Annotated in this window: 22 protein-coding genes and 1 riboswitch; of the genes, 14 read left to right on the plus strand and 8 right to left on the minus strand. The window is 65.1% G+C overall.

Features of this window, described 5'->3' with window-relative positions:
* Positions 1 to 4: 4 nt before the first annotated feature.
* The 4 genes from C7453_RS04530 (at position 5) to C7453_RS04545 (ending at position 6319) form a co-directional block, all read left to right on the plus strand.
* A complete protein-coding gene (locus C7453_RS04530; protein WP_114726344.1) occupies positions 5 to 532 on the plus strand; it encodes a DUF3035 domain-containing protein in 528 nt (175 codons plus the stop codon).
* Positions 533 to 673: 141 nt separating this feature from the next.
* Positions 674 to 2560 carry a DNA mismatch repair endonuclease MutL gene (gene mutL, locus C7453_RS04535; protein WP_114726345.1) on the plus strand — a complete coding sequence of 629 codons (1887 nt, stop codon included), beginning with the start codon at positions 674 to 676 and terminating at the stop codon, positions 2558 to 2560.
* 180 nt (positions 2561 to 2740) lie between these two features.
* Positions 2741 to 4249, plus strand: coding sequence for an NADH-quinone oxidoreductase subunit M (locus C7453_RS04540; RefSeq protein WP_114726346.1), 1509 nt, complete (start codon positions 2741 to 2743; stop codon positions 4247 to 4249).
* A gap of 363 nt (positions 4250 to 4612) precedes the next feature.
* Complete coding sequence (locus tag C7453_RS04545; protein WP_114726347.1) at positions 4613 to 6319, plus strand: methyl-accepting chemotaxis protein; 1707 nt, start codon at positions 4613 to 4615, stop codon at positions 6317 to 6319.
* A 60-nt stretch (positions 6320 to 6379) separates the two neighbouring features.
* Here C7453_RS04545 and C7453_RS04550 read toward each other — a convergent pair whose 3' ends face one another.
* A complete protein-coding gene (locus C7453_RS04550; RefSeq protein ID WP_114726348.1) occupies positions 6380 to 7276 on the minus strand; it encodes a LysR family transcriptional regulator ArgP in 897 nt (298 codons plus the stop codon).
* Positions 7277 to 7351: 75 nt separating this feature from the next.
* Here C7453_RS04550 and C7453_RS04555 point away from each other — a divergent pair, with 75 nt between their 5' ends.
* On the plus strand, positions 7352 to 8008 hold the full coding sequence (locus tag C7453_RS04555; RefSeq protein WP_114726662.1) for a LysE/ArgO family amino acid transporter: 657 nt from the start codon (positions 7352 to 7354) through the stop codon (positions 8006 to 8008).
* Positions 8009 to 8528: 520 nt separating this feature from the next.
* Entirely contained in the window at positions 8529 to 9755 is a 1227-nt protein-coding gene (gluP, locus tag C7453_RS04565; protein ID WP_245948847.1) for a glucose/galactose MFS transporter, read from the plus strand.
* Here the strand turns inward: gluP and C7453_RS04570 are convergent.
* The 3 genes from C7453_RS04570 to C7453_RS04580 all read right to left on the minus strand — a co-directional run bounded on the left by C7453_RS04570 (position 9688) and on the right by C7453_RS04580 (position 13338).
* Positions 9688 to 10563, minus strand: coding sequence for a retroviral-like aspartic protease family protein (locus tag C7453_RS04570; RefSeq protein ID WP_170143123.1), 876 nt, complete (start codon positions 10561 to 10563; stop codon positions 9688 to 9690). The two genes, gluP and C7453_RS04570, sit on opposite strands and share 68 nt — an antisense overlap.
* 155 nt (positions 10564 to 10718) lie before the next feature.
* Positions 10719 to 11864, minus strand: a complete 1146-nt coding sequence (locus C7453_RS04575) for an aminotransferase class I/II-fold pyridoxal phosphate-dependent enzyme (protein WP_114726663.1) — start codon at positions 11862 to 11864, stop codon at positions 10719 to 10721.
* Between the two features lie 82 nt (positions 11865 to 11946).
* Positions 11947 to 13338 (minus strand): sugar porter family MFS transporter, encoded by a 1392-nt coding sequence (locus C7453_RS04580; RefSeq protein WP_114726352.1) that lies wholly within the window; start codon positions 13336 to 13338, stop codon positions 11947 to 11949.
* 300 nt (positions 13339 to 13638) lie between these two features.
* Between C7453_RS04580 and pckA the strand changes: the two genes are divergently transcribed.
* Complete coding sequence (pckA, locus tag C7453_RS04585; RefSeq protein WP_114726353.1) at positions 13639 to 15258, plus strand: phosphoenolpyruvate carboxykinase (ATP); 1620 nt, start codon at positions 13639 to 13641, stop codon at positions 15256 to 15258.
* 115 nt (positions 15259 to 15373) lie between these two features.
* A riboswitch (TPP riboswitch) is annotated at positions 15374 to 15485 on the plus strand.
* A gap of 67 nt (positions 15486 to 15552) precedes the next feature.
* Positions 15553 to 17433 carry a phosphomethylpyrimidine synthase ThiC gene (thiC, locus tag C7453_RS04590; protein WP_114726354.1) on the plus strand — a complete coding sequence of 627 codons (1881 nt, stop codon included), beginning with the start codon at positions 15553 to 15555 and terminating at the stop codon, positions 17431 to 17433.
* 78 nt (positions 17434 to 17511) lie between these two features.
* Here the strand turns inward: thiC and C7453_RS04595 are convergent, their stop codons facing one another.
* A complete protein-coding gene (locus C7453_RS04595; RefSeq protein ID WP_114726355.1) occupies positions 17512 to 19014 on the minus strand; it encodes an aminotransferase class V-fold PLP-dependent enzyme in 1503 nt (500 codons plus the stop codon).
* A 106-nt stretch (positions 19015 to 19120) separates the two neighbouring features.
* Here C7453_RS04595 and C7453_RS04600 point away from each other — a divergent pair, with 106 nt between their 5' ends.
* Positions 19121 to 19582, plus strand: coding sequence for an Lrp/AsnC family transcriptional regulator (locus C7453_RS04600; protein WP_114726356.1), 462 nt, complete (start codon positions 19121 to 19123; stop codon positions 19580 to 19582).
* Between the two features lie 33 nt (positions 19583 to 19615).
* Here the strand turns inward: C7453_RS04600 and C7453_RS04605 are convergent, their stop codons facing one another.
* The 3 genes from C7453_RS04605 to C7453_RS04615 all read right to left on the minus strand — a co-directional run bounded on the left by C7453_RS04605 (position 19616) and on the right by C7453_RS04615 (position 21625).
* Positions 19616 to 19795 (minus strand): CsbD family protein, encoded by a 180-nt coding sequence (locus C7453_RS04605; RefSeq protein ID WP_114726357.1) that lies wholly within the window; start codon positions 19793 to 19795, stop codon positions 19616 to 19618.
* Positions 19796 to 19918: 123 nt separating this feature from the next.
* The gene (locus C7453_RS04610) at positions 19919 to 20302 is read right to left on the minus strand and encodes a hypothetical protein (RefSeq protein ID WP_141288676.1); all 384 of its coding nucleotides are present in this window, start codon (positions 20300 to 20302) and stop codon (positions 19919 to 19921) included.
* Positions 20303 to 20386: 84 nt separating this feature from the next.
* Positions 20387 to 21625, minus strand: a complete 1239-nt coding sequence (locus C7453_RS04615; RefSeq protein ID WP_114726359.1) for a sugar diacid recognition domain-containing protein — start codon at positions 21623 to 21625, stop codon at positions 20387 to 20389.
* A gap of 189 nt (positions 21626 to 21814) precedes the next feature.
* Here C7453_RS04615 and C7453_RS04620 point away from each other — a divergent pair, with 189 nt between their 5' ends.
* The 5 genes from C7453_RS04620 to C7453_RS04640 all read left to right on the plus strand — a co-directional run bounded on the left by C7453_RS04620 (position 21815) and on the right by C7453_RS04640 (position 26944).
* Complete coding sequence (locus C7453_RS04620; protein ID WP_245948778.1) at positions 21815 to 23131, plus strand: MFS transporter; 1317 nt, start codon at positions 21815 to 21817, stop codon at positions 23129 to 23131.
* A 262-nt stretch (positions 23132 to 23393) separates the two neighbouring features.
* Entirely contained in the window at positions 23394 to 24533 is a 1140-nt protein-coding gene (locus C7453_RS04625) for a glycerate kinase (protein ID WP_114726360.1), read from the plus strand.
* Positions 24534 to 24919: 386 nt separating this feature from the next.
* Complete coding sequence (locus tag C7453_RS04630; RefSeq protein ID WP_114726361.1) at positions 24920 to 25111, plus strand: hypothetical protein; 192 nt, start codon at positions 24920 to 24922, stop codon at positions 25109 to 25111.
* Positions 25101 to 26228: an inositol-3-phosphate synthase gene (locus tag C7453_RS04635; RefSeq protein WP_114726362.1), complete on the plus strand. Its 1128-nt coding sequence runs from the start codon at positions 25101 to 25103 to the stop codon at positions 26226 to 26228. Before C7453_RS04630 ends, C7453_RS04635 begins: the two co-directional genes overlap by 11 nt.
* Positions 26228 to 26944, plus strand: coding sequence for a phosphocholine cytidylyltransferase family protein (locus tag C7453_RS04640; RefSeq protein WP_114726363.1), 717 nt, complete (start codon positions 26228 to 26230; stop codon positions 26942 to 26944). The genes C7453_RS04635 and C7453_RS04640 overlap by 1 nt, the downstream gene beginning before the upstream one ends.
* The last annotated feature ends 15 nt before the right edge of the window (positions 26945 to 26959 follow it).

Below are 26959 nucleotides of genomic sequence, written 5' to 3' on the forward strand. Positions count from 1 at the left end.
AAGCATGGCGCCCCTATTCCCTCGTCTGGTTCCGTTCGCACTTCTGCTGTCGAGCGGAGTCCTTCTTGCCGGTTGCTCCGGCTCGGACCTCAATCGGGCCTTCGGCCTGGAACGCGATTCGCCGGACGAATATACGGTGACGACGCGCGCCCCGCTGTCGATGCCGCCGACGCAGGAACTGGCGGTTCCGCACAGCGATTCGTCGCGCCCGCAGGACGAGAGTCCGAGATTGCAGGCGCTGGAAACCCTGTCGCCCAACGTCGCGCTTCAGGGTGCCGATGGCACGCCGAGCGCCGGCCAGGCCGCGCTGGTGAACGAGGCAGATGCGGCTTCGGACAGTTCGGACAAGGGTGAGCTTGGTCCGGCCGGGCAGGGTTTTATCAACCAGTTGATGTTCTGGAATGGCGGGGGAGCCGGCGGCGAGGTGGACGGCGAGGCCGAAAACCGCCGCCTGCGCCAGAATTCGGCACTGGGCAACAGCCCGACCCAGGGCGCCACGCCGACCGTCAAGAGCAAGGCTCCCAGCAAGTAGAACCAGGGATGGCCTGGCCGGGTTTCCGGCCGGCATGGATTAAGGGGACCAGCCTTGGCTGGTCCTTTTTCATTTTGACCTTGGTTTCCCTCCACCGAAAAGGATTTCGCTCCGTTGGGGCGGATGGTTTAGCCTGCGCCCATGAGTGATTCGTCCAGCCTGCCCGCCCGACCGGTGATCCGGCGTTTGTCGGAACAGGTGGTCAACCGCATTGCGGCGGGCGAAGTCATCGAACGCCCCGCCGCCGCGTTGAAGGAACTGGTCGAGAACGCGATCGATTCCGGCGCGCGGCGGATTTCGATCCTGCTGGAACAGGGCGGGATCAATCGGATCGAAGTGGTCGATGACGGGTGCGGCATGACGCCAGACGACCTGATGCTGGCGGTCGAGCGGCATTGCACCTCGAAACTGCGCGACGAGACGCTGGTGCGGATCGAAACCCTGGGGTTTCGGGGCGAGGCGCTGCCGTCGATCGGGGCGGCGGCGCGGCTTTCGGTGACCTCGCGCCCGCATGGGGCCGACAGCGCGTGGCGGGTTACGGTGGAAGGTGGGCTGGTGGGGACGCCCGCGCCCTGCGCCGGCACGGCAGGAACCCGCGTGGTGGTGGAGGACATGTTCTTCGCCACGCCCGCTCGGCGCAAGTTCCTCAAGAGCCCCCGGGTCGAGGCCGGACATGCCGATATTACGGTGCGGCGGCTGGCGCTGTCGGTGCCGCATGTGGCCTTTCGCCTGCAACTGGACGAACGGGTGGTGTTCGACCTGCCGTGCCAGGACATGGCGGAGCGGGTCGCCGCCATTCTGGAGACCGAGGGCGCGGACGGCATGCTACCAGTCGAGGGGGTGAAAGGCGACCTGGTGCTGAGCGGGTTTGCCTGCGGCCCGTCGGTGCACCGGGCGACGGCGGCGGGACAGATTCTGCTCGTCAATGGCCGGCCGGTGGTCGATCCGGTGCTGCGGACGGCGGTGCGCGTCGGCTACCGGCATGTGATCGAGCATGGGCGGCATGCGGTGGTGGCGCTGTCGCTGACCATTCCGCCGGACATGGTGGATGTGAACGTCCACCCGGCCAAGACCGAGTTGCGTTTTGCCGATCCGGCGGCGGTGCGGGGGCTGGTGATCGGTGCGTTGGGCCGGGCGCTGGGCGGCGGTGCCGGCGTGGCCGGGGTGCGGCCGGGGCTGTTGCAGTCGCGCACGGCGGGGCCGGCGCGGATCTGGTATCCGCCATCCGATCCCTCACCCGCTCCCGCGCGCCCGGCGGTACCGGTCTTTGCGGCGCCTGGCCCGGCGGCGTTTTCCGGCGGACGACTCGATCTGGGGGATCGGCCGGCCGCGCGCGTCCTGGACCCCGTGTTGCCTGTTGCGCCACCGGGGCCGGGGGCCGGTTCGGGGCCGGTGGAAGAGGACCGTGCCGTTCTGGCCGATCCGGCGGATTATCCGCTGGGGGCTGCGGTGGCGCAGGTGATGGGCACCTACGTGATCGCGGTGTCGGGCGACGGGGCGCTGGTGCTGGTGGACCAGCATGCCGCGCATGAGCGCCTGACGCATGAACGGCTGCGGGCCCAGTATCTGGACGGTACGCTGCGCGCCCAGCGCTTGCTGTTGCCCGAAGTGGTGACGTTGCCGCGTGGCGGGGCGGAGGCAGTGCTGGCCCGTGCCGGCACGCTGTCGGCCCTGGGGGTGGAGATCGAGCCGTTCGGGGGGGATGCGGTGCTGGTGCGGGCGTTGCCGGTGCTGCTGGGGACCGATGATCCGGCCGGGCTGCTGCGCGACATGGCCGAGGAAATGGCCGAGGACGACCTGGCCGACGCCGATGAGGTGCAGGCGCTGGATGGGCGGCTGGATGCCATTCTGGCCCGCATGGCGTGCCATGGCAGCGTCCGGGCCGGGCGTAGCCTGACGCGGGAGGAGATGGATGCGCTGCTGCGCGACATGGAACGCACCCCGCGGGCCGGCACCTGCTCGCACGGGCGCCCGACCTGGGTGAAGCTGAGTCGCGCGGATCTGGAGACCCTGTTCGGCCGGCGATAATCGGTGCGCACGACGGCGCGTGATGAAAAATGCGGGGCTGCTTCAACGTCAGCGCGTGGCCCCGGTTGCGTAAAGTGCGGAAAACCGGTGCCGCTCGGGAGAACGTGATGCGGCGCCTGGGTAGTCTCGTTGCCGGAACAGGGATAGGCTTCGCCATCTTTCACGGACGATGAGACCGACGTGCATCCCATCCTGCTTTCCCTGGTCACGTATCTGCCGCTGGGCGGCGCGCTTGCCATCTTCATGATGCGCGGCACCTCCGAGGCGATCGAGACCGCGTCGCGATGGGTGGCGTTGTGGACCAGCCTGCTGGTCTTTGCGCTGTCGGTGGTGATCTGGGCCGAGTTCGACCCGCGGGTGCCGGGCTTTCAGTTCGTGCAGCAGGCGGATTGGGCCGCGTCGTTCGGCGTGTCGTACCATACAGGTGTCGATGGGATCAGCCTGCTGTTCGTGCTGCTGTCCACCTTTCTGACGCCGCTGGCGGTGATCGGCGGGTGGAAGCTGGTGACGACGCGGGTGCGGGACTACATGGTGGCGCTGCTGCTGCTGGAAACCACGCTGGTCGGCCTGTTTTCGGCGCTGGATCTGGTTCTTTTCTACGTGTTCTACGAAGCGACGCTGATTCCGGGCAGTCTGATGATCGGCATATGGGGTGGGCCGAAGCGGGTCTGGGCCTCGATGCAGTTCTTCCTGTTCACCTTCGGCGGATCGCTGTTCATGTTGCTGGCGCTGCTGGCGATGTGGACCATGACGGGCACCACCGACATTCCTGTGCTGATGCACGCGAATTTCGCCCCGGCCATGCAGTGCTGGCTGTTGCTTGGCTTTATCCTGGCCTTTGGGGTGAAACTGCCGCTGTTCCCGCTGCATGCGTGGCTGCCCGATGCCTATACCGAGGCGCCCACGCCGACGACGGCGCTGCTGTCGGGCGTGCTGTCCAAGGCCGGCGCTTATGGGCTGCTGCGTTTCGGCGTGCTGATGTTCCCCGATGCCGCCCGGCTGTTCGCGCCCTATGTGTTGACGCTGGGGGTCATCGCCGTAATCTATGCCGCCATCATCGCTCTGGCGCAGACGGACATGAAGCGGCTGATCGCCTATTCCTCGTTTTCGCATATGGGGGTGATCGCGGTCGGGCTGTTCACCCTGACGCCGGAGGGCATCGACGGCGCGATTTTCCAGATGCTGTCGCACGGCGTGATCATTACCGCGCTGTTCTTCTGCGTGGCTGCAGTGTCCTGGCGGGCGGAGACGCGGTCGATCGACGCCTTCTCGGGCGTTGCGCACAAGATGCCGGTGCTGGCGACACTGGGCATGCTGTTCGTCATGGCCAATATCGGCCTGCCGGGTACCGGTGCCTTCGTCGGCGAATGGCTGGTGATGGTCGGCGCTATCCATGTTTCGTTCTGGATCGCCTTCCTGGCGGGCAGCAGCATGATCCTCGGTGCGGTCTATATGCTGGTGCTGTATCGCCGGGTGATGTTAGGTGCGCCGGGACGTGGCGTGGTGGCGATGCTGCGTGACCTGACCGGGCCGGAACTGGCGGTTCTGGTGCCTTGCGCGCTGGTCACGCTGTGGATGGGCATCCATCCCACCAGCTTTCTGCGGGTGTTCGATCCGGCGGTGGTCAATGCCGTTTCGGCGCCTGCCGCCCAGGCGGCCCTTGCACCGGTCCATCTCGCTTTCCGCTGACCGAGCCCGCATCCGGGAAGGGAACAGGGCGCGGCGTATTTTCGCCGTGCCCTGTTTTCGTTTGATGGCGGCCGGCGATACCCACATGCAGGGCATGGTGTCTGCGACCGGATAGCGGATATGCCGATCACGCTCTTGCGAGGTGTTGCGGGTATTGATACCACTACCGGTTACCGATGAGAGCGCGTGTGTAAAGACGACGGGACGAATTGCCGTTCGTTCGACGTTCTGCTTCGGGTGTGAAGAATGCCGATCATCCCATTTCGCCGCGATGCGTGATTTTCCTGCAGGGGTTTGTCCGGGCCGGAGCCCGGTGGCTGGCGGGGGCGAACTGATCTGGTCGGGGTTGAGGAATGAGTGCGAATGTTCGGCTTTCTGAAATGGCGTCTGGGAGATTCACGAGCGACGCTTGCCGCGCTTGATCGTTCGCTGGCCATTATCGAATTCGATCTTGCCGGCCGGATTCTGACCGCGAACGAGAATTTCTGTAGGGCGCTGGGCTATCGGCTGGACGAGATCCGAGGGCGGCATCACAGCATTTTCGTCGATCCCGATTACGCAAGGAGCCCCGAATATAAGGCGTTCTGGGACAAGTTGCGCCGGGGTGAATTCGACGCCCGTGAATATGTGCGCATTGGAAAGGGCGGGAAAGAGGTCTTTATCCAGGCGTCCTACAACCCTGTGCGCAATTTTCTTGGCAAGCCCTACAAGGTCGTCAAAGTCGCGACGGTCACGACCGATGAGGCGGTAAGGATTGCCGACTTCAAGGGCAAGATGGATGCGGTTTCCCGCGTCCAGGCGATGATCGAGTTTACGCCGGACGGGGAGGTTCTGAACGCGAACGAGGCGTTCCTCTCCTCCATGGGGTACAGCCTCGACGAGGTCAGGGGGCAGCATCATCGGATGTTTGTCGAGGCGGATTTCGCCCGTTCTCCGGACTATGCGGCCCTGTGGCGGAAATTGCAGGCTGGCGAGTATGTGGCGGCCGAGTTCAAGCGGATTGGCAGGAACGGCAGGATTGTCTGGCTTCAGGCTTCGTATAATCCGATTTTTGATCATCATGGGCGCGTTGCCAAGGTCGTCAAGTTCGCGACCGATGTGACCAGCCGTGTCCAGGCGGTGGACGAGGTTGCCGGTGGCCTGGACAAGTTGGCCAGGAATGCGCTCAGCCACCGTCTGGTGAAGCCGATCGACCCTGCCTACGAAAAGCTGCGGCGCGATTTCAACGCCGCGATGGAGACGCTGGAAGCCACGATGGGGGCGATTTCGGCTTCGGCGGGCAGCGTGGGGAACGGTGCGCAGGAGATCGCTTCGGCTTCGAACGATCTGGCGCGGCGCACCGAGATGCAGGCGGCCAACCTGGAGCAGACGGCGACGACCTTAGGGGAAATCACCCGTGTGGTGACGCGCAGTGCCGCCGGGGCCAGGGCGGCCTCGACTTCCGCTTCGGACGTGCGCGCCGATGCCGCGAAGTCCGGCGAGGTGGTGCGTGAGGCCATTGTCGCGATGGAGGAGATCAAGGGTTCGTCGCAGGAGATCGGCCAGATCATCGGCATGATCGACCAGATTGCGTTCCAGACCAACATGCTGGCGCTCAATGCAGGGGTTGAGGCCGCGCGCGCCGGCGATGCCGGCCGGGGTTTTGCCGTGGTGGCGTCGGAAGTGCGGACGCTGGCGCAACGTTCGGCCGAGGCGGCCAGCAAGATCAAGGCGTTGATCGTCAGATCGGGCGGCGAGGTGACGCGCGGCGCGAAACTGGTCGAGCAAACCGGAGTTGCGCTGAACGCGGTGGTGACGAAGATTTCCGAGATCGACGCGCTGGTTTCGGAAATCGCGCAGTCGACCGAGGAGCAGGCGATGGGGCTGACGCAAGTCAACGAAGCCGTTACCCAACTGGATCAGGTGACCCAGCAGAACGCGGCAATGGTGGAGGAGGCGACGGCTGCGGCCTCCAGCCTGAGCCATGAATCGCAGGAACTCATGCGGCTGATCAGCCGGTTTGAGACGCGCGACAAACCGCAGGTTCTGAAGGCCCTTTCGCCGGTCATGGCATCGCGTTCGGCCGCCTGAAAGGGGCGGCGCGCTGGCAATGCGCGCAGGGTCGCCGAACTGGCTTTCGGTCGAAATGCTTTAGAGAAGACCATTTTTTGCCGCCGTGACGACGTCGCGCGTCAGGGCGTCCAGCAGTCGGGTGCCGATGCGCGCGTGCTGCCAGTAAAGCGGTACGTCCAGATGGTGATTCGGCGTCAGGCTGACCAGCCGGCCGGTGCGCAGATGTGCTGCGACCAGTGGGATCGGGTTCATGCACCAGCCCATCCCCGCCAGAGCGGCGTCGATGAAGCCGTGGGTGGAGGGAATCCAGTGGGTCGGCATCTCCGGTTCCGGTCCGAAGAGGGTGCGGGCCCAGCGGGCGTGCAGATCGTCCCGCCGGTCGAAACGCAGGACCGGTGCCCGCGCCAGCGATGGGGCATCGACGCCGCTTGCGAACCATTGCGCCACGAAGGCGGGTGACGCCGTCGCGGCATAACGCAAGGCACCCAGTGGCACGGTGCGGCAGCCCTGGACGGGTGCGTGGTCGGTGGTCACGGCGGCCAGGACGTCGCCCGAGCGCAGGCGTTCGGCCGTATGGTCCTCGCCGGCTATGACCAGGTCGACCAGCCGGTCGCCGCGCCCGGCAAAGGCGGCGATGGCGGGAATGAACCAGGTGGCCAGGCTGTCGGCATTGACCGCGACGCGGATCGTCGGCGGCCCGGATTCGGCGATCTGACTGGCCAGCCCCGGCAGGGCGGAGGCCATTTCGCCTTCCAGCAGGCGCACCCGTTCGACATGGGCGCACAGCCGGGTACCGACCGCCGTGGCAGTGCAGGGTTGTCCGCGAGCGATCAGCACGGCGCCCAGCCGGTCTTCCAGCGTGCGTACGCGCTGCGAGACGGCCGAGGCCGTGACCCCCAGTGCCGCTGCCGCGCGTTCGAAACTGCCTTCCCGTGCGACGGCGGCCACGGCGGCGAGGGCGGCGTAGTCGAGCATGGGATTTAGTTCCGCTTAATCAGGTAAAGGGAATTAAGCTGGATTACGCGATGATCCCCCGGCATGGAAGCGGCCATGTTGATTCCTTCCGGCTTTGCCAGCGGGTTCGGCCTTGCGGCCGCCCTGATCGTCGCCATTGGCGCCCAGAACCTGTTCGTCCTGCGTCAGGGGCTGCTCCGCCGGCATGTCGTGCCGGTGGTGATGTTCTGTACCCTGTCCGACATGTTGCTGGTCTCGGCCGGCGTGTTGGGGATGGGCGTGATCGTGCAGCGGATGCCCGCGCTGATCTGGGTCATGTCGTTGGGTGGCGCGGTGTTTCTGGCGTGGTACGGGCTTGGTGCCCTGCGGCGCGCGTTTGCGCCCGCTGCCATGGTGGCCGATGGGCATGAAGGGCAGCATAGCCTGGTCGGTACGCTGGGGCGGGCGGCGGCGTTTACCTATCTGAACCCGCATGTCTATCTGGATACGGTGCTGCTGATGGGGGCGGTGGGCGGTGGCCTGCCCGGCGCGGCCAGGCCGCTGTTCGTGGCGGGGGCGGCGACGGCCAGCGCGCTGTGGTTCACCGGACTGGGATTTGGCGCGCGCCTGCTGCGCCCGGTCTTTGCCCGGCCTGCCGCGTGGCGCGTGCTGGACGGTCTGGTGGCGGCGGTGATGCTGATGCTGGCCGGGATGCTGGCGGTGCGGGGTGTCGGCGGTGCTGCCCCGTACCTGGCAGCGCTGCACTGGTTCTGAGTTGTAAACGGTGGCCGCTCGCCCGGCGGCGTTTTGACGCGGCGACCCAAGGCTGGTCATGGCCGGCGGATATGTGCTTCGATCGTTGCATGACAGAGACGAGATGAGGAGAATGTCCGGATGCCAGCCCCGCCGTCAAAGCCATGGTTTGCCGCGAAACGTTATGGGGTCGGGTCGGGCCTGCCGATCGCATGGCAGGGATGGGTGGTGATGCTTGGGGGCTTCGCGGTTCTTTCCGGCGTTTCGGCGCTTTCTCTCTTCCTTCATTCCGCCAGTATGGTTTTTATCGAAATCCTCGTCGATTCCGTTGTCCTGGTCGTGATTCTCGTGATCTGCGCGGCAAAGACGGAAGGAGGATGGAGATGGCGCTGGGGCGGGCAGGACACATGAGGGCCGGATGGCCGCGTGCGCCTGTGCGCGGCGGCAGGGTGCGGCGATCGTGAGGGCAGGCGAAGGCGACGCGAGGAAGGTTTCCATCGGCGGTCCGGCGGGAAGCTATGGCTGGTCGCCGATCGTCATCATGGCGTTGCTGTTCTTCAGCATCGGCTTCGTGACCTGGCTGAACGGGCCGCTGATCACGTTCGTGCAGCTTGCTTTCAGCCTGAGCGATGTCGCGGCGTTTCTTGTACCATCCTGCTTTTATCTGGCTTATTTCATTTTCCCATTGCCAGCCACGCTGCTGGCGCGTCGGACCGGCCTGAAGGCCGGCATGGCGATTGCGCTGATGGTGATGGCGGCCGGTACGGCCCTGTTCGGCGAATGCGTGACCGGGCGCTGGTATTCCGGTGCGCTGGCCGGGCTGGGGGTGATCGGGGCCGGGCTGTCGTTGTTGCAGGTGACGGTGAATCCTTACGTCACGCTGCTGGGGCCGCATGAACGTGCGGCGCAACGGATCGCGATCATGGGGACCGCGAACAAGTTCGCCGGCATTCTGGCGCCGCTAATCTTCGCCGCCCTGGTGATGCGCGATATCGGCGGCATTGCGACCCTGGTGCAGGCCGCGCCCTCGACCGCGGCGCGCGAGGCTATCCTGTCGCAGTTTACCCGCGCCGTGCATGCGCCCTATCTGTTCATGGCCGTGCTGCTGCTGGTGATGGCGGTATGGGTCCTGCGGTCGCGCCTGCCGGCGATCGGGATCGGGGGGGAGGTAGATGGGCCTGTCACGGGGCGTGACGGGGGCCTGTTACTGCTGGCCCTGGGGGTGTTCAGCACGTTTCTGTATGTCGGCGTGGAGGTGATGGCCGGGGATGCGATCGGGCTGTATGGCCGGTCCTTCGGCCTGTCGCTGGACGTGACCAAATATTTTACCGCCGTGACGCTGGCGGCGATGCTGGCGGGATATCTGGCCGGGATGGTGATTGTGCCGCGCCGGGTGTCGCAGGAGCGTTATATGGCGGTCTCCTGCGCCATGGGGTTGGCCCTGTGCGGGGCAGCGTGGATGACGACGGGCCTGCTGTCCGTGCTGTGCGTGGCGCTGCTCGGCTTTGCCAATGCGATGATCATGCCGGCGCTGTTCCCGGTGGTGATGCGGGCGATGGGCCGGCATGCCGACCATGCCGCTGCCCTGCTGGTGATGGCGTTTTGCGGTGGGGGCGTGCTGCCGCAGGTTTTCGTGCATCTGGCGCGATCCTGCGGGGTGCAGGCGGCCTTTGTCGGGGTCGCGGGGCCGGCTTACCTGGTCATTCTGGCTTATTGCGGCCTGATGCTGCATCGGCGGGAGCGGTTGCCGGAGAGTCTATCGGGGTGAACGGGCCGGTTGGCTGGACGAAGATTTCGTTCCGCGCTCGGGGAATCCAGACCCGGTGACGGCGGAGGAATTCCGCACCCAGCAGGCTGTGATCGGTCTCGCTGACCGACATGACAGGATGCTCGAAGTGAAAGGGACCGATCTGGAAACTTTCGAAGCGATGCATGAACCGTACCAGCTTTTCGTCGTCGATTCCGAAGCCGATCCCTTTGTGGTCTTTGGCGAGATCGGCTTTCGTCACACCCGCGCCGCCTGCGTCATCGGTGGTGATCAGGGTGTGTTGCGCGCCGCTGTCGAGAATCGCGTCCATGGGATGACCGTCGAGTTTGACGCGGACGATGATCTTGGTCTGGTCGATGTGGTCTTCATCGGTGGGGACGCTGTAAAAGCCGCCGCTCCAGCGTGGGATGAGTCCCTTGCATCCCCGGACATCGTACAGATTGACCTGATGGTTCGGCAGGTCGAAGACGACATCGTAACTGGACAGAAAATCCGCTCCGAGCAGTCCGGCGACGGGAATTCCGTTGATTGCGCGGCCATCCATCATCTTGCCCACGGAGACGAAGGACACATCCGACACGGTGGCCGCGCCTAGCCCCATCGCGCGGGCCGTGACGACCGTGCCCAGGGTGTCGCCGCCCACGCCGCGCAGTTGGACCTGGCGGAATGTTGAATACAGGCCGAGCTTGTCCACCTGCTGCGGCCAGATGGCGGTGATCAGCGAACCCGTATCGACGATGAATGCCACCGGGTGCCCGTTGATGGACGCCTTGACGATGGGGGAACCCTGCTCGTTCAGAACCGGCATATCGCCGACCGATGCGATGGTGCAGGAGCCGTTCTCGGCACACGCGCTGAGAACGAAGGGGATGCAGAGCAGCGACCAGCGCAGGGAGCGAAGCATGCAGCCATAGTAGGGCCAGTCGGGAAATCCTGACAAGCCGCCGGCACCATGCCGCGCGTTCAGTCGGCCGCCTTGCCGGCGCGGGCGAACCAGGGGACCATGCGTCGCAGGGCCTCTTCCAGCCGGTCGGTCGAGACCGCGAAGCTGAAGCGCATGAAGCGGTTGCCTTCGACGGGATCGAAATCCAGTCCCGGCGCGGTGGCGACCCCGGTATCGGCCAGCAGCCGGGCGCAGAAGGCCAGGCTGTCATTCGTCAGGTGTCCGATATCGGCATAGATGTAGAAGGCGCCGTCGGGTGGGGCGATCCGCTCGATCCCGAGTTCCGGCAGGCGTTCCAGCAGCAGGTCGCGGTTATGGCGGTACATGCGGACATGGCCTTCCAGTTCCTCGCGGCAGTCGAAGGCGATGAGACCGGCATGCTGGCTGAGCGAGGGCGGTGTGAGGAACATGTTGCCCACGCGCGTCCGCACGGCCTCGATCAGCGATGGAGGGGCGACCAGCCAGCCCAGCCGCCAGCCGGCCATGCTGAAATATTTGGAGAAGCTGTTGACGACCAGGGCCTCCGGCTCGTCCTGCAGGATCGAGCGGACCGGGCCGACATAGCTGAGTCCGTGGTAGATCTCGTCGGACACGATGCGGATGCCCCGGTCCCGGCAGACGATGACGATGGCCTGCATCTGGGCATCCGACAGGATCGTGCCGGTGGGGTTGGCCGGGCTGGCGAGGATGATACCGTCGGGCGGCGGGTCCAGCGCCGCGATGGCGGCGGCTGAAAGCTGGAACCGCTCGGCCGGGCCGCAGGGGATTTCGACCGGTTCCATATAGAGCGCCCGCAGGGTGTTGCGATAGGCGACGTAGCCCGGTCGGGCCAATGCGATCCGGGCGCCGGGCGTGAAGGCGCTGTTCAGCGCCAGCACGAAGGCCGGCGAGGCGCCGCAGGTCAGCCAGATCTGCTCGGGCAGGACGGTGGCGCCGTAGGTTTCCAGGTAATGGCGGGCGATGCGCGCCTTCAGCGGCGTGCTTTCCCAATAACCCATGCCGTCGCTGTCGAGGATGCGGTGGGCTTCGGCGATCGCGGCTTTCGGTGCGCCGGTCGAGGGCTGGCCGAATTCCATATGCACGATATCGCGCCCTTCCGCCGCCATCTGGTGGGCCAGCGTGCTGAGGCCGACGGCATGGAAGGGATCGATACGGGGGACGGTCATGGGCGGGGCCTCGTCCGGAGTGGCGAACCCTGTCGGCATAGTCGCCATGCCGGCCTCCGGCAAGCTGTCGGATCGGACGCCGTCAGCGCGCCCGGCCGAGCCGGTGGCCGCTGGCCGTGCGCAGGAAGGTGCCTTCGCGGAGCCGGCCCTCGATTTCCTCCAGCGACAGGCCGCGCGTTTCGGGGACGAAGCGCAGCACGAACAGGAAGGCCAGCGCATTGACTAGGCCGAACAGCAGAAAAGTGCCCCCCGCGCCGAAGCTCTGGACCATCGACAGGGTGGTGAGCGAGATCAGCAGGTCGGCCGCCCAATGCGCGGCCGCCACCAGGCCCATGCCCTTGCCGCGCACCGACAGCGGAAAGACCTCGGCCCCGATGATCCAGATGGTGACCGACAGGCTGCCGACATTGAGCACCGCATAGCCGAGCAGGGCCGCGACCATCAGCCAGGGATGGGATGTGCCCGTGGCCTGCATATGGAACAGTTCGGCCAGAACCAGCAGGCACAGGCTGGCGCCGGGCAGGAACCACAGCAGCAGGGCCCGTCGGCCGATCGCCTCGACCGCCCAGTTGCCGAACAGCGTCGCCACGATGATTGCCACGCCCACTGCGACCGAGGTGAGGAGCGCCGAGCCCTCGCCGAAGCCAGCGCCGGAGAAGATGGTGGGGGCGTAATAGAGGACGGCATTGATGCCGCTGAGCTGGCAGAGCAGGGCGACGCCGACCGCCGCGACCAGGGCGGGGCGGATCCAGGGGCGGGCCAGTTCCGACCACGGGGCCTGCCGGTCGTGCGCGTCGATGATGCTTTGCAGTTCCTGCTCCGCCGTGCGGTGGCTGGAGCGGACCCGGCGCAGGACGGTGCGCGCCCCGTCGAAATCGCCCCGCATGGCCAGCCAGCGCGGACTGTTGGGCAGGAAGGCCATGCCCAGCAGCAGGATCACGGCGGGAATGATCCCGAGGCCGAACATGAGCCGCCAGCTTTCATGGCGCAGCAGGTAGCCGGCGATGTAGGAGACCAGGATGCCGGAGACCACCGCGAACTGGAACAGGCCCACCAGGCGCCCACGCCGGTGGGCCGGAGCGAGTTCGGAAATATAGAGCGGCACGATCTGCGACGCGGCCCCCACCGCCAGGCCCAGCACGAAGCGCGCCACGGTGAGCATCGAGGTGCTGTCGGCCAGGGCGGCGACGAGCGTGCCGATGATGAAGATGGCGGCCGCCACCATCACGGTGCGTCGGCGGCCGCAACGGTCGGACAGCGGCGCCGCCCCCATGCAGCCGACCAGCGCGCCGGCGATGATGGCCGAGGTGACGATCTGCTGGCCGCCGATATCCAGGTGGAATTGCGGGGTGATCTGCAGCAGGGCCGCCGAGATGATGCCGGTATCGTAGCCGAACAGCAGGCCGCCCGCGGCGGAAATGCCCGCGATGACGTTGATGAGCAGCTTTGACTGCGGATTTTCTTTTTCATTCATCCAATTATTTTATGAAGAGATTGGACAAAAATCAAAGAAAAGCCGGGTGGCCGTTATAAAAAGACAGCAATCCCAGGCGGGTTTGTGATAATTTTTATCGTCCTGCAAGAAACTTTTCGGACGGATGGCGTGCAGTCGGAAGGGTGATAACGGGGAAGGGGGAGATATAGTTGGGGATGATCAATCACGTATTTGTGATTGAGAGATCTGATGTCGATCAGGAAGTTGCCATGCTGATCGGGTCACACTTGTCATTCCGGGGCGACACACCGGGGAACAATGATCAGGAAACGGAAAAGAATGAACAGCAATAAGATCTTCCGGCCTGCGGATTCAGAAGACGCGATAGCGGGAACCGGCCTGCGCCATGCCGGGGCAGTTCATGCCAACCTTCATGCGCCCGAACTGATCGGGCATGCGATCCGCCGGGAGGAAGGCGCGTTGTCCTCCGGTGGGGCGCTGATGGTGCGCACGGGCCTGCATACAGGTCGTTCGGCGCAGGACAAGTTCATCGTCGACGAACCCTCGACGCGCGACGGTGTCTGGTGGGGGAGCATCAATGCCGCCCTGCCGAGGGAGGCGTTCCAGCGGGCCTGCGATTATGTGCGCGGCTATCTGGAAGGGCAGGAGTTGTTCATCCAGGATCTGTACGCGGGGGCCGATCCGGCCCATCGCATCCGGGTGCGTCTGGTGACGACCCATGCCTGGCACGCGCTGTTCGCGCGCAACATGTTCATTCGGCCCCCGACGGCCGAACTGGCGGCGTTCGTGCCGGATTTCGTGATCCTGCATGCGCCCGACCTCGCGCTCGACCCGGCGACGCATGGGGTGCGGAGTTCCACCGGCGTGATCCTGTCGCTGGAGCAGCGGCTGGTGGTGATCGCGGGCACCCAATATGCCGGGGAGATCAAGAAATCCATTTTCACGGTCATGAACTGGCTGCTGCCGGAACAGGACGTGATGCCGATGCATTGCTCGGCCAATATCGGGCCTGGCGGCGAAGTGGCCCTGTTCTTCGGCCTGTCGGGCACCGGCAAGACCACGCTGTCGTCCGACGCCGCGCGCCAGTTGATCGGCGATGACGAGCATGGCTGGTCGCGGGACGGTGTGTTCAACGTCGAAGGGGGCTGTTACGCCAAGGTGATCGGCCTGGCGCGGGAAGCGGAGCCCGAGATATGGGACGCATCGCACCGGTTCGGCACCGTGCTGGAAAACGTGATGGCTGCTCGCGATGGTGTGCCGGACTTCATGGATGGTGGCCTGACGGAGAACACGCGCGCCTGCTATCCGATCGATTTCGTGGCTAATGCCAGCCCGGACGGGCGAGGCGGCGTGCCGCGCCATGTGGTGATGCTCACGGCCGATGCATTCGGCGTGCTGCCGCCCATCGCGCGGCTGACGCCCGCGCAGGCGGTGTATCATTTCCTGTCGGGTTATACGGCGCGGATCGCCGGGACCGAGAAGGGGCTGGGCAAGGAGCCGCAGGCGACCTTCAGCGCCTGTTTCGGCGCGCCGTTCCTGCCGCGCCCGCCGGAACTGTATGGCGCGCAACTGGCGGCCAGCCTGGCGCGGACGCCGGTGACGTGCTGGCTGGTGAATACGGGCTGGACCGGCGGCCCCTATGGGACCGGACGGAGAATCGCGCTGGCGCAGACGCGCGCGCTGGTCAACGCCGCGCTGGACGGGCGGTTGGACGACGTGCCGTTTCGGGTGGAAGAGCATTTCGGCCTGTCGATTCCCACCCATGTGCCCGGCGTGCCCGACACTCTGCTGGACCCGGCTTCGACCTGGGATGATCCGGCGGCCTATGCCCGTGCGGCGGCCGATCTTGCGGCGCGGTTCGCGCAGAATTTCGAGACCTTCCGGGAGGGGTGTGCGCCCGAGGTTCGGGAGGCTGCGATCCGTCCCCGCGCATCGTGACCGGTGCGGGCGGGTCGAGGGGACGGCCCGCCCGTCGCGCGACAATGTGACGTGCCGTATGGCCCGGCGATGCGGCTTGCTCTTGACCCCGGCCCTTGGGGCAGGATTAAGATCGCGCCGTTCTCCGGGGAGTCGCATGCGAGCGGCTGAGAGAGGGGTGTTTTCCCCCTGACCCGTCGAACCTGATCCGGGTCATGCCGGCGAAGGGATGGGAATTGAGCGCGGTGCTGCGATGTGCCGCCGTCATGACATTTCGCGCCGGCGCGCCCCCTCAATGAGCAAAGAGGACGCGCCATGAATATCCAGACACCCCCCAGCCCGCCGCGACAGCCGACGCGCACGCCCGCGACCGGCGATGTTACGGTCGGGCCGCGTGCTGGCGGCCGTAAGGTCTATCAGGACGGCACGCTGTTTCCGAACCTGCGGGTGCCCTTCCGGCAGGTCGATCTGCACACCAGTTCCGGCGAGCCGCCGGTGACGCTGTACGATCCGTCCGGCCCCTATACCGATCCTGCCGCCGAGATCGATATTGCGCGCGGCCTGCCTGCCCTGCGTGCCGGATGGATCGCGCGGCGTGGCGATTGCGCGTTGGTGGAGCAGCCGCGAGAAGTGCGGCCGGAAGATAATGGAGGGGCCAGCGGGGCGACGCTGGCGCCGGCTTTCGACAATACCGGGCGGGTGGTGTGGCGTGGCCGGTCGGGGCGGCCGGTGACGCAGCTTGACTATGCGCGCGCCGGGATCGTGACCGAGGAGATGGAATATGTCGCGATCCGCGAGAACCAACGCCGTGCGGCGACGGATCAGGCATTGCGGGATGGCGAGGATTTCGGTGCCAGCATTCCGGATTTCGTGACGCCGGAATTCGTGCGCGAGGAAATCGCCCGGGGACGGGCCGTGCTGCCGGCGAACATCAACCATCCGGAACTAGAGCCGATGATCATCGGCCGGAACTTTCTGGTGAAGATCAACGCCAATATCGGCAATTCCGCCGTGCTGGGCCATGTGGCCGACGAAGTGGACAAGATGGTGTGGGCCACGCGCTGGGGCGCGGATACGGTGATGGACCTGTCCACCGGCCGGAACATCCACAATATCCGCGACTGGATCATCCGCAACAGCCCGGTGCCGATCGGCACGGTGCCGATCTATCAGGCGCTGGAGAAGGTCGGTGGCGTGGCGGAGGACCTGACGTGGGAGGTTTTCCGCGACACGCTGATCGAACAGGCCGAGCAGGGAGTGGATTACTTTACCATCCATGCCGGAGTGCGGCTGGCCTATGTGCCCCTGACGGCGCGGCGGGTGACGGGCATCGTCTCGCGTGGGGGCTCGATCATGGCCAAATGGTGCCTGGCGCATCATCGCGAGAGCTTCCTGTATGAGAAGTTCGGCGAGATCTGCGAGATCATGCGGGAATATGACGTCAGCTTCAGTCTGGGGGACGGGCTGCGCCCCGGGTCGATCGCCGATGCCAACGATGTCGCCCAGTTCGCCGAACTGCGCACGCTGGGCGAACTGACCCGTGTGGCGTGGGACCATGGCTGCCAGGTGATGATCGAGGGGCCGGGCCATGTGCCGATGCACAAGATCAAGGCCAATATGGACGAGCAACTGGCCCATTGCGGCGAGGCGCCGTTCTACACGCTTGGTCCGTTGACGACGGATATCGCGCCTGGATACGACCATATCACCAGCGCCATCGGGGCGGCCATGATCGGCTGGTTCGGCACGGCCATGCTTTGCTACGTCACGCCCAAGGAGCATCTGGGCCTGCCCGACCGCAACGATGTGAAGACCGGTGTGATCACCTACAAGCTGGCGGCCCATGCCGCCGACCTGGCCAAGGGGCACCCGGCGGCGCGGCTGCACGACGATGCGGTGTCGCGTGCGCGTTTCGAATTCCGCTGGGAGGATCAGTTCAATCTGGGACTGGACCCGGAGACGGCACGGTCTTTCCATGACGAGACGTTGCCGAAGGATGCGCACAAGACGGCGCATTTCTGTTCGATGTGCGGGCCGAAATTCTGCTCGATGAAGATCAGCCAGGATATTCGTGACGCGGCGCGTGGCCAGAATGACGGGGCCGGAATGTCGGCCGCCGAAATTACTGCCGGGCTGGCGGAGATGGGGGAGAAGTTCCGGGTTGGTGGGAGTGCGATCAACGTGGCGGTGGAGTGAGATTTCTGTTCTTTTTTGAAAAAAAGAACCAAAAAACTTTTGATCTGTTAAAGGTTGTCCTGCGGGCGTCGTAAAACCCTAAATGGATAAAAGTCTTTTTTCTTCTTTTTCTTCAGAAAAAGAAGATTTTCCTGCCGCCGCACGAAACCGGGCGGTGGCAGGATCCGCCTCGTAAAAATCGGCCATGGGGTAGGGCGCCCGGGCCAGTTCGTCCACTGCCGCGATGATTTTTGCCGCTTTCGCGTCATCCATCAGCACGCTGAAATTCAGGCGTGTCCAGCCGGGTTTGCGCATTTCCTCGCCCGACAGGATCGCGGCGCGCAGGGCGTCGGACGCCGTACGATCGATCCCCAGCAGGCGGTGGGCGTAGGGGCCGGCGCAGGCGCAGCCGCCCCTGGCCTGGATGCCGTAGCAATCGGACAGCATGCGGGTGAAGAGTTGCTGGTGGATCATGCCGCCGCGCTGCCGGTCGTGGATCTGCATCGAGAAGATCGGCAGCCGCCGTGCGGCGGCCGGGTTGCCGAGGATGACGAGATTGGGGTTGTGGTCCCAGACCGCGCGGGCTGCGAGATAGAGCGTATCATTGCGGGTGTTCATGAAATCCTGCCCGATCGCGTCCTTGACCAGGAAGGCGAGGGCGGCGCGGATATCGCCGACCACGTTGGGGGTGCCGGCTTCCTCGCGTGTGGCGATGCCGTCGGCGTAATCGTGGCCCCAGGGGGAGACGAAGCGCACCGTGCCGCCGCCCGTCACGACCGGACGGGTCAGCGTCACGGCCGCGTCGCGGATGATCGTGATGCCCGAGGCGCCCGGACCGCCGATGAATTTGTGCGGCGACACCACGATGGCGTCTTTTTCCCAAGGCGTGTTGGGCTTCATGTCGATGGGCAGATAGGGGCCGCCGCCGGCATAGTCCCAGACCGCGAGGGCGCCATTGGCTTTCAGCAGCGCCGTGACCGCGTCGATGTCGGTGATGATGCCGGTGACGTTGGAAGCGGCCGAGAAAGCACCGATTTTCAGGCGTGACGAGCCGGCTTCCGCAAGGGCTGCCGCGAGATGGGCGAGATCGGGTCCGCCCTCCGGGGCCTCGTCGATTTCCACGATCTCGGCACCGCTTTCGCGCCACGGCAGGATGTTGGAATGGTGCTCGTAAGGGCCGATGAAGACGACGGGGGCGGAACCGTTGCGCACCGCCTCCGGCACGCCCAGCAGGGACACCAGCCGGTTCAGCCCCGCCGTGGCGCCGGCCCCGGTGAAGATGGTCGAAAATCCTGCGTCGGCGCCGCATAAAAGGGCGATGGTAGCCCGCGCCGCGTGGCGCAGGCGGCTGACATGCCGGCCGCAGAACGAGGCTTCGGTATGGCTGTTGGCGTACCAGGGGAGGACGTGATTCATCACGAACTCCTCGACCTGGCGCACGGCCCGGCCCGAGGCCACGTAATCGGCATAGATCAGCTTTTGGGTGCCGAAGGGGCCGGGAATGGGGGCGCCTTCTCCGATCAGGCCGGCACGGAGGCCGTCCAGGCCGCCCGCGCGCAGTGACATCGTGAAATCCGAGAAGAGATCCTGCCCGTCGCGCATCGCCGTTTGCCTCCTTCAATGGGTGGCAAAAAATAGACGGGATCTGGTGGAAGAACTTTATCGTTTTCTTGATTGAAGCGGTCGGAATTGGGTCATATGATCGGTTATGGCGGAAAAACTGGATCATTTTGATCGAGCATTGCTTCAGGCCCTGCAACGCGATGCCGGACTGTCGCAGCGCGATCTGGCCGAGCGGATCGGGCTGTCGCAGAATGCCTGCTGGCGGCGCCTGCACGCATTGCGCGAGCGCGGGATGATCCGGCACCAGACGGTGCTGCTCGATCCTGAAGCCGTGGGGCTGGGGCTGACGGTTTTTGTGATGGTACGTACACGCCACCATTCCCAGGACTGGCTGGACCGCTTTCGCGAGGCGGTGGTGTCGGTGCCGAATGTGATCGATTTCTACCGGATTGCCGGCGATTACGACTACATGCTGAAGATTGTGACGACGGACATGAATGCCTTCGACGCCATCTATCGTTCGCTGATCGCGCGGGTCGAACTGGATACCGTTACGTCGTACATGGCGATGGAGGCGATCTGCGATCGGCGGGACCTGCCGTTGTGACGGCAGGCCCCGGAGATCTTAGATGCCTGGGGCTCAGACTTTGTTGATCGTGCCCTTGATGGCGCCTTTCGCCTTTTCGGCGGTGCCCTTCAGCTTCTGCGCCTCGCCTTCGGCTTCCAGGCTGGTATTGCTGGTCGCCTTGCCGACATTGCGCTTGATTTCGCCGACCACGGTGTCTGCGTGGCCTTTGATCTTGTCCTTGAATTCGCCCATTTCCGTGCCTCCTTGGTTTCGCGCCTCTTGGGGTGGACGCGGGCATGGATTGAAACGCCACGGTTGGGGCGGGGTTGCGTGCAGGCACTGCTGGGCGGAGAACGCAGCCATGCCCTCAGCGGGTCAGTGCTGCTCGTCGCCGATCATGGCCTGATCGGGCGAGGCCTCGTGCATCCGGGTGGGTGTCTTGCCTTTGACATGGCTGGGCCGGGAGCAGGGTGTGGGCGGTGAATTGTCGTCCCGGCTCATGCCGTCCATGCCGTGATGCATGCCGCCACCACCCATGCTGAAGCCGCCGCCGCCTATTCCTCCACCCATGCCTCCCCCTAATCCGCCGTCGCCCATCCCCCCGGCCATGCCACCCATGCCACCATGGTGGCCGCCGAAGCCGCCGTGCTCTCCACGTCCCGAACGGCAGGCGCTATCGGAATCATCACCGCCGCAGGCGGCCAGCAGGGGCAGGCAGGCAACGAGCAGGCAGGGCAGCAGGATTCGGGTCAACGGCATGGTCAGCGCCTCCATGAATGAACAGGAGACGATGATGGGCACGGGCGGCCCGAAGGGAAAGAAACAGTCTGTAACGGGTTGGCATCAGAGAAGCTCTTCCGGCGTGGGTCTGGTCAGCGGGGGTATGTCCGGGGTGAGGTGCAGGGCCAGATACAGCGCGACGATATCCGCGCTGGACCCCAGGTCCAGGCCGCAGATGCTTTCGATCCGCCGGAGACGGTAGTCGAGACTGTTGCGGTGCAGGCCGAGGGCGGCGGCGGTGGGTTGTGGGCGCATGCCGTGGGCCAGCCATGTCCGCAGCGTATGCAGCAGCATCGCGTGTCCGGGGGCCTGGAGCAGGGGGCGCAACGGGGCGCGGAGTTCCTGCGTGCGCCAATCCTGGGAGGGGGTATCGAGCAGGACTGCCAGACGCATTTCGTCATAGAACAAAAGATCGCGCGTCGCGTGCAGGCGCCGCCCGACATCCAGCGTGGCCCGCGCCGTGTGAAAGGAGCGTACCAGCCCGTCCGTCCCTTCGACGAAGCCGCCCAGTGCCAGCCGCAGGTCCAGCCCGGTGGCGGCGCGTGCCCGCGCCAGCAGGCGGTGTGCCCGCTCGCGATGCCAGTCCAGGCTCCAGGTGCCCTTGGTGGTCAGGGCCGGTTTCAGCACCGCGATTTCGGCCAGCGACAGGGGGGCGACCAGATTGCCGCGTTCGGGCTCGCAGAGAAGGGTGATCAGTTGATGCCGCTCGCCGAGGAGCGATGCGGCGTCGGGGCCTTCGGAGCGGATTTCGATGATCGCGGCCACCCGTGGCTGTCGCAGGTCGATGCCCAGCCGTGCCGCCGACCGGGCCAGGGCCGGTGGCGTGGTGGTCTCGCGTACCAGGCTCAGCACCAGTTCCTCGCGCAGGCGGGCCTCGCGCGACAGGGTACGGTTCTGACGCGCATGTTCCAGCATCGTCTCGGCTGCCATGCGGACCAGTTCGGCATAGGGACGCAGCGTGCCAGGCGCGCCGGTCAGCCCGACGCAGCCCACGATGGAACGGCCGATCCGCAGCGGAAGGTTGACGCCTGGCCGTGCGCCGCCGAACTGCCGGACGGCGCGGGCCTCGATCTCGACCGCGCTGCTGCGCGCCAGCACCAGCAGGGCGCCGTCGTGAACCTGACCCAGCCGGTCGGGGTCGCCGCTGGCGATGATGACGCCTCGGGCATCCATCACATTGATATTGCAGCCGGTAATGGCCATCGAGCGATCGACGATCGCCTGGGAGAGGGCGGGGTCGATGTCCGGACGGCCCGAACCGTCGGGCGGGGCGGGCTGGGCGGTTGGGTCCGATATTCTCATGGATTGCCTGTCATCTGCCCGGAATTTTGTGCCGATTCTGGCATATTTATCGTGCATATGCACCAAGACGGCGGGGCGGTTCTGCCCGTAGGGTCGATGCAAAGGCCCGAACACCGCATGGTGTCGCGCGTCCCGTCCGTATCCCGCCCCGGGACATGGGCGGGCAAGAAGAACAAGCATCGGGGAAGAATGATGCACGTAGCCTCCGTACCCTCGCCGTCGGCCGTGGACCGGCTGGATGCGACCTTTCGCAAGGTCGCGGCCAGGGTGGTGCCCTATATTTTCGTCTGTTACCTGTTCAATTATCTGGACCGGGTGAATGTCGGCTTCGCCAAGCTGGACATGCTCGATGCGCTGCATATGTCCGAGCGCGCTTATGGTCTCGGTGCCGGGATCTTCTTCCTTGGCTATATCGCCTGCGGTGTGCCCAGCAACCTGATGTTGCAGCGCGTGGGCGCGCGGCGATGGCTGGCGATGATCATGGTCGTGTGGGGTCTGCTGTCGGCCGCGCAGATGTTCGTGGCCGGTCCGGCCAGCTTCTATCTGCTGCGGTTTGTGACCGGAGCGGCGGAAGCGGGGTTCTTTCCGGGATTGGTGCTGTATCTGACGCGCTGGTTCCCTTCCGAACGGCAGGGGCGGGCGCTGACGCTGTTCATGTCGGCGATTCCGCTTTCCGGCGTAGTTGGTGGCCCGCTGTCGGGCTGGATGCTGTCGCATTTCGCCTCTGCGCCCGGTGGGCTGGCGGCGTGGCAGTGGCTGTTCCTGCTCCAGGGACTGCCGACCGTGGCGCTGGGCATCGGCATGGTAATGCTGTTGAGCGACACGATCGAACAGGCGGCGTGGCTGGGACCGCAGGAACGGGCGGCTGTTGGCGAGGCGTTGCGGCGCGACCGGCTGGAGCAGCCGAAGCAACTGGCCGACAATTTCGGGGCCGTGCTGCGCAATCCGGCCGTCTGGATGCTGGGGCTACTGTATTTCTGCATCCAGGCCAGCGTTTATGCGATCAATTTCTGGCTGCCCACGATCATCCGGTCCAGTGGCATTCATGATGCGGCGATGATCGGCTGGCTGAGTGCCGTGCCCTATGTGGGGGCCAGTCTGTTCATGATCGTCATGGGGCGTTCGGCGGACCGGATGCGTGAACGGCGGTGGCATCTGGCCGTCCCGCTGCTTATGGCGGCGGCCGGCCTGGCGCTGGCGGCGCGGTTTCCGGATTCGATGCCTGTGGCACTGGGGGCACTGACGGTGGCGACTGCCGGCGCGCTGACCGGGTTGCCGATGTTCTGGCCGCTCTGCAACGGTTATCTCAGCCCGGCGGCGGCGGCCGGAGGGCTGGCGCTGATCAATTCGATGGGACAATTGGCGGGGTTCGTCAGCCCGTATCTGGTTGGCTGGGTCAAGGATGCGACGCAGCGGACCGATGGAGCGCTGGCGCTGCTGGCGGCAATGGCGGTGCTGGGCGTGGTGTTGGTGCTGCGTATGCCCCCCTCCCGCGTCAACCGCTGAAAGCGTGGCCGGACATGCGCGCTGGCGGCGATCCGACGCGCGTTTCCTGCGCTCCGGTGCTCACGGCCATTGAGGCCGCTCCGCTCCGGTGCTCGGAAACACACGACGGGCGCGACCCTGGGCGGGTCGCTCTCGCTCACCAGCCCACATGTCCGGCCACGCTTTGCTGGTATTGAGGGAATATGTGCGTTGTGGCGATCCGACGCGCGTTTCCAATCAGGCTTACAGGTTTGGCCGATAAGATAAAAAACGGGGAACGGCGATGAAGATCGTGATCGTGTGTGATTCCTTCAAGGAAAGCCTGTCGGCCCTTCAGGTGGCCGATGCGATCGAGGACGGGTTTCGCGAAATTTATCCCGACGCGACTTATGTGAAGCTGCCGGCCGCCGATGGGGGCGAAGGGACAGCGGAGTCGCTGGTGTTGGCCACGGGCGGGCGGATGCTGACGCGGGAGGTGACCGGGCCGCTGGGGACGCCAGTCATGGCGGCGTTCGGCATTCTGGGTGACGGGCAGACGGCCGTGGTGGAAATGGCCGCCGCCGCTGGGTTGATGCTGGTGCCGCGTGACCGGCGCGATCCGCTGACGGCCACGACTTACGGTGTCGGGCAACTGATCCTCGCGGCGCTCGACGAAGGGTGCCGGCATGTGATTCTAGGGCTCGGCGGCAGCGCCACCAATGACGGCGGGGCCGGCATGGCACAGGCTCTGGGCGCTTCGCTGCGCGACCGTGAAGAGGAGGAACTGGCGTTCGGTGGTGCGGAACTGGCGCGCCTGGCGTGCATCGACCTCTCACGCCTCGATGCCCGGTTGGCGGGCTGCCGGGTCGAAGTGGCCTGCGATGTCGATAATCCGCTGACCGGCCCGTTTGGAGCCTCCGCAGTCTTCGGTCCGCAGAAAGGGGCGACGCCTGAGATGGTGGGCCTGCTGGATGGCGCGCTGGCCGGATATGCCCGGCATGTCGCGGCCGCGACGGGACGCGAGATCGACGCCGTTCCTGGTGCCGGCGCGGCGGGCGGGATGGGGGCGGCGGCGCTGGCGTTCCTCGGTGCCACCCTGCGGCCAGGTGTGGAGATTGTCATGGAGGCGCTGGGGCTGGATGCCATCCTTTCCGACGCCGACCTGGTGATTACCGGCGAGGGCCGGATCGACGGGCAGACCGTGCATGGCAAGGCCCCTATCGGCGTGGCCCGTGTCGCCCGCCGGCACGGACGACCGGTGATCGGCATCGCCGGGTCGTTGGGGCACGATGCGGCAAAGGTGCATGCCCATGGAATCGACGCCGTCTTCAGCGTCGTCAACCGACCCTGCACGCTGGAGGAGGCCTTGGCCGAGGCGGCGACCAATGTGCGGGTGACGGCACGTAACGTGGCCGCCACGAGTGCAATTTTTCGGGCAAGCTGAGCAAAATGTAACCAACGAGGCGAGGTTGCGGCTGAGTTTGATTTTATTTTATGTCAAATATGACAGAATGAAGACGGTGATTTTGTGGTTAGTCTGTTCTGCTTGGATGGACCATTTTTTGTTAAGTTATTGCTTATTAATAAAATAACGTGGAAATATGGCCTGCGGTGGTTGCGGAGAACGGGCCTTTTGCACTCTTTATGTTAACTTAATTTAACTAAAAGACCATCGTTCCTTGTAACATATAGAGCCTGAAGCGGTCGCATCCGGGCCACGGACGCGTGCAATGGGCGTGGCGGCATGTCCGCAGAGGGGGATCCGGCGGGGACGCATTCTTGATCTGGTGCCTGATTTCCCCGATAGCTTGCCAAAGGAGCAGGAGGCTCGTGGCGATCGGTGAGGATCGCATCAGGGAGTGGCGCGGTATGGCGATCGAGTGGGCCGAGGCCGCACCGCATGCCGGTACCGGGTTCTTTCAGGCGACAATGTGCGTTTTGATGCGTCGTTCGGCCGGCGGCCGCCGCGACTGTTCGTTTTTTAAGGTCTCGAAGAGGGCAGGGGAACATTATGAAGACTAAGGGCGGTATCCGTATCGCGATCGTGGGTGTCGGCAATTGTGCCAGTGCCCTGATCCAGGGCATTCATTATTACGGCCCGAACCGCCACAACGAGGAAGTCATCGGCCTGATGCACGAGAGCCTTGGTGGCTATCGTCCCAGCGACATCGAGGTGGTGGCGGCGTTCGATATCGACGCGCGCAAGGTCGGCACCGATGTCAGCCGTGCCATTTTCTCCGCCCCCAACTGCGTGGTGAAGTTCGAGCCGAACATCCCCGACAGCGGCGTGACCGTGCGGATGGGCGCGGTGCTGGATGGCGTGTCCGAGCACATGGCCAATTATGACGAGAAGCGCAGCTTCGTGCGGGCGGACGCCCCCGAGCCGAGCCGCGAAGACGTGGTGGCGGAACTGCGCCGCAGCGGTGCCGAGATCCTGGTGAACTACCTGCCGGTCGGATCGGAGAAGGCCACGCGCTTCTATGCCGAATGCGCGCTGGAGGCCGGGGTCGGCTTCATCAACAATATTCCGGTCTTTATCGCCAGCGATCCGGAATATGCCGCCCGCTTCGCCGAGCGCAACGTGCCGATCATCGGTGACGACATCAAGTCGCAGCTCGGTGCGACCATCGTGCATCGTGTGCTGACCGACCTGTTCGCCAAGCGTGGCGTCAAGTTGCTGCATACGTACCAGCTCAACACGGGCGGTAACACCGACTTCCTGAACATGAAGAATCAGGAGCGTCTGGCGTCGAAGAAGACCTCGAAGACCGAAGCCGTGCAGGCCGTCGCGAAGGCGCGCATGGAGAACGAGGATATCCATGTCGGCCCCAGCGACTATGTGCCGTGGCAGAACGACAACAAGGTCTGCTTCATCCGCATGGAAGGCCATGCCTTCGGCAACGTGCCGATGGAACTGGAACTGCGCCTGTCGGTGCAGGATTCGCCGAACTCGGCGGGTGTGGCCATCGACATGATCCGCTGCTGCAAGCTGGCGCTCGATTCCGGCGTCGGTGGTGTTCTGGCAGCGCCCAGCGCCTATTTCTGCAAGCATCCGCTGGTCCAGTACACGGATGACGAGGCGTACAAGATGGTCGAAGAATTCATCACCACCCATTCGACCGAGGCCGTTCCCGCCTGATGAAGTGCCTGATCGTTGCCGCCGGGCAGGGTAGCCGCCTGCGTGACAAGGGGCCGCTCAAGCCCCTGGTCACGATCCGGGGGCGGCCCCTGATCGCCGAGGTCATCGACCGTGCCCGTCGTGGCGGGGTCGATGAATTCGTCATTATCAATGGCTATCGCGGCGATGAGTTGCGTATGGCCCTGGACGAAATGGCGGAATGTGACGGGGTGCGCGTGACCCATGTTCATAATCCGGCATGGGACCGCGCCAACGGGGTTTCCGTTCTCTGTGCCCGGCCGTTTCTCGACGGGCCGTTTCTGCTGACGATGTGCGACCATGTGCTGGACCCGGAGATCAATCGCCTGATGGCGGCGATCCCGACAGGCCGGGACGGTGTGACGCTGGGCGTCGACAGCAACGTGGAGCGTATGCTGAACGATCCGGACGACGTGACGCGCGTTCTGTGTCGGGACGGACGGATCGAGCGTATCGGCAAGTCGCTGGCGGAGTTCAATGCGTTCGATACCGGGATCTTCCGGTGTACGCCGGAGATGTTCGACGCGCTGGAAAGCAGCCAGGCGGAGGGCGAGGACAGTATATCCGGTGCCATGAACACGCTGGCCCGCTGGCACAAGGCGTATGTCCTCGATATCGGCGAACATTTGTGGATCGATGTCGATGATCCGGTAGCCTACGACAAGGCTGAACGTCTGATGGCCCAAGGGCTGCTTTGACATGGACCACCCCTG

Source organism: Gluconacetobacter liquefaciens (assembly GCF_003350405.1).
GTDB lineage: Bacteria > Pseudomonadota > Alphaproteobacteria > Acetobacterales > Acetobacteraceae > Gluconacetobacter > Gluconacetobacter liquefaciens.

Bases quoted from the DNA above. Each gene is read 5' to 3' on its own strand.
- C7453_RS04530 (WP_114726344.1), top strand. From the start codon at position 5: ATGGCGCCCCTATTCCCTCGTCTGGTTCCGTTCGCACTTCTGCTGTCG.
- mutL (WP_114726345.1), top strand. From the start codon at position 674: ATGAGTGATTCGTCCAGCCTGCCCGCCCGACCGGTGATCCGGCGTTTG.
- C7453_RS04545 (WP_114726347.1), top strand. From the start codon at position 4,613: ATGTTCGGCTTTCTGAAATGGCGTCTGGGAGATTCACGAGCGACGCTT.
- C7453_RS04550 (WP_114726348.1), bottom strand. From the start codon at position 7,276: ATGCTCGACTACGCCGCCCTCGCCGCCGTGGCCGCCGTCGCACGGGAA.
- C7453_RS04555 (WP_114726662.1), top strand. From the start codon at position 7,352: ATGTTGATTCCTTCCGGCTTTGCCAGCGGGTTCGGCCTTGCGGCCGCC.
- gluP (WP_245948847.1), top strand. From the start codon at position 8,529: ATGGCGTTGCTGTTCTTCAGCATCGGCTTCGTGACCTGGCTGAACGGG.
- C7453_RS04570 (WP_170143123.1), bottom strand. From the start codon at position 10,563: ATGCCGGTTCTGAACGAGCAGGGTTCCCCCATCGTCAAGGCGTCCATC.
- C7453_RS04575 (WP_114726663.1), bottom strand. From the start codon at position 11,864: ATGACCGTCCCCCGTATCGATCCCTTCCATGCCGTCGGCCTCAGCACG.
- C7453_RS04580 (WP_114726352.1), bottom strand. From the start codon at position 13,338: ATGAATGAAAAAGAAAATCCGCAGTCAAAGCTGCTCATCAACGTCATC.
- pckA (WP_114726353.1), top strand. From the start codon at position 13,639: ATGAACAGCAATAAGATCTTCCGGCCTGCGGATTCAGAAGACGCGATA.
- thiC (WP_114726354.1), top strand. From the start codon at position 15,553: ATGAATATCCAGACACCCCCCAGCCCGCCGCGACAGCCGACGCGCACG.
- C7453_RS04595 (WP_114726355.1), bottom strand. From the start codon at position 19,014: ATGCGCGACGGGCAGGATCTCTTCTCGGATTTCACGATGTCACTGCGC.
- C7453_RS04600 (WP_114726356.1), top strand. From the start codon at position 19,121: ATGGCGGAAAAACTGGATCATTTTGATCGAGCATTGCTTCAGGCCCTG.
- C7453_RS04605 (WP_114726357.1), bottom strand. From the start codon at position 19,795: ATGGGCGAATTCAAGGACAAGATCAAAGGCCACGCAGACACCGTGGTC.
- C7453_RS04610 (WP_141288676.1), bottom strand. From the start codon at position 20,302: ATGCCGTTGACCCGAATCCTGCTGCCCTGCCTGCTCGTTGCCTGCCTG.
- C7453_RS04615 (WP_114726359.1), bottom strand. From the start codon at position 21,625: ATGAGAATATCGGACCCAACCGCCCAGCCCGCCCCGCCCGACGGTTCG.
- C7453_RS04620 (WP_245948778.1), top strand. From the start codon at position 21,815: ATGATGCACGTAGCCTCCGTACCCTCGCCGTCGGCCGTGGACCGGCTG.
- C7453_RS04625 (WP_114726360.1), top strand. From the start codon at position 23,394: ATGAAGATCGTGATCGTGTGTGATTCCTTCAAGGAAAGCCTGTCGGCC.
- C7453_RS04635 (WP_114726362.1), top strand. From the start codon at position 25,101: ATGAAGACTAAGGGCGGTATCCGTATCGCGATCGTGGGTGTCGGCAAT.
- C7453_RS04640 (WP_114726363.1), top strand. From the start codon at position 26,228: ATGAAGTGCCTGATCGTTGCCGCCGGGCAGGGTAGCCGCCTGCGTGAC.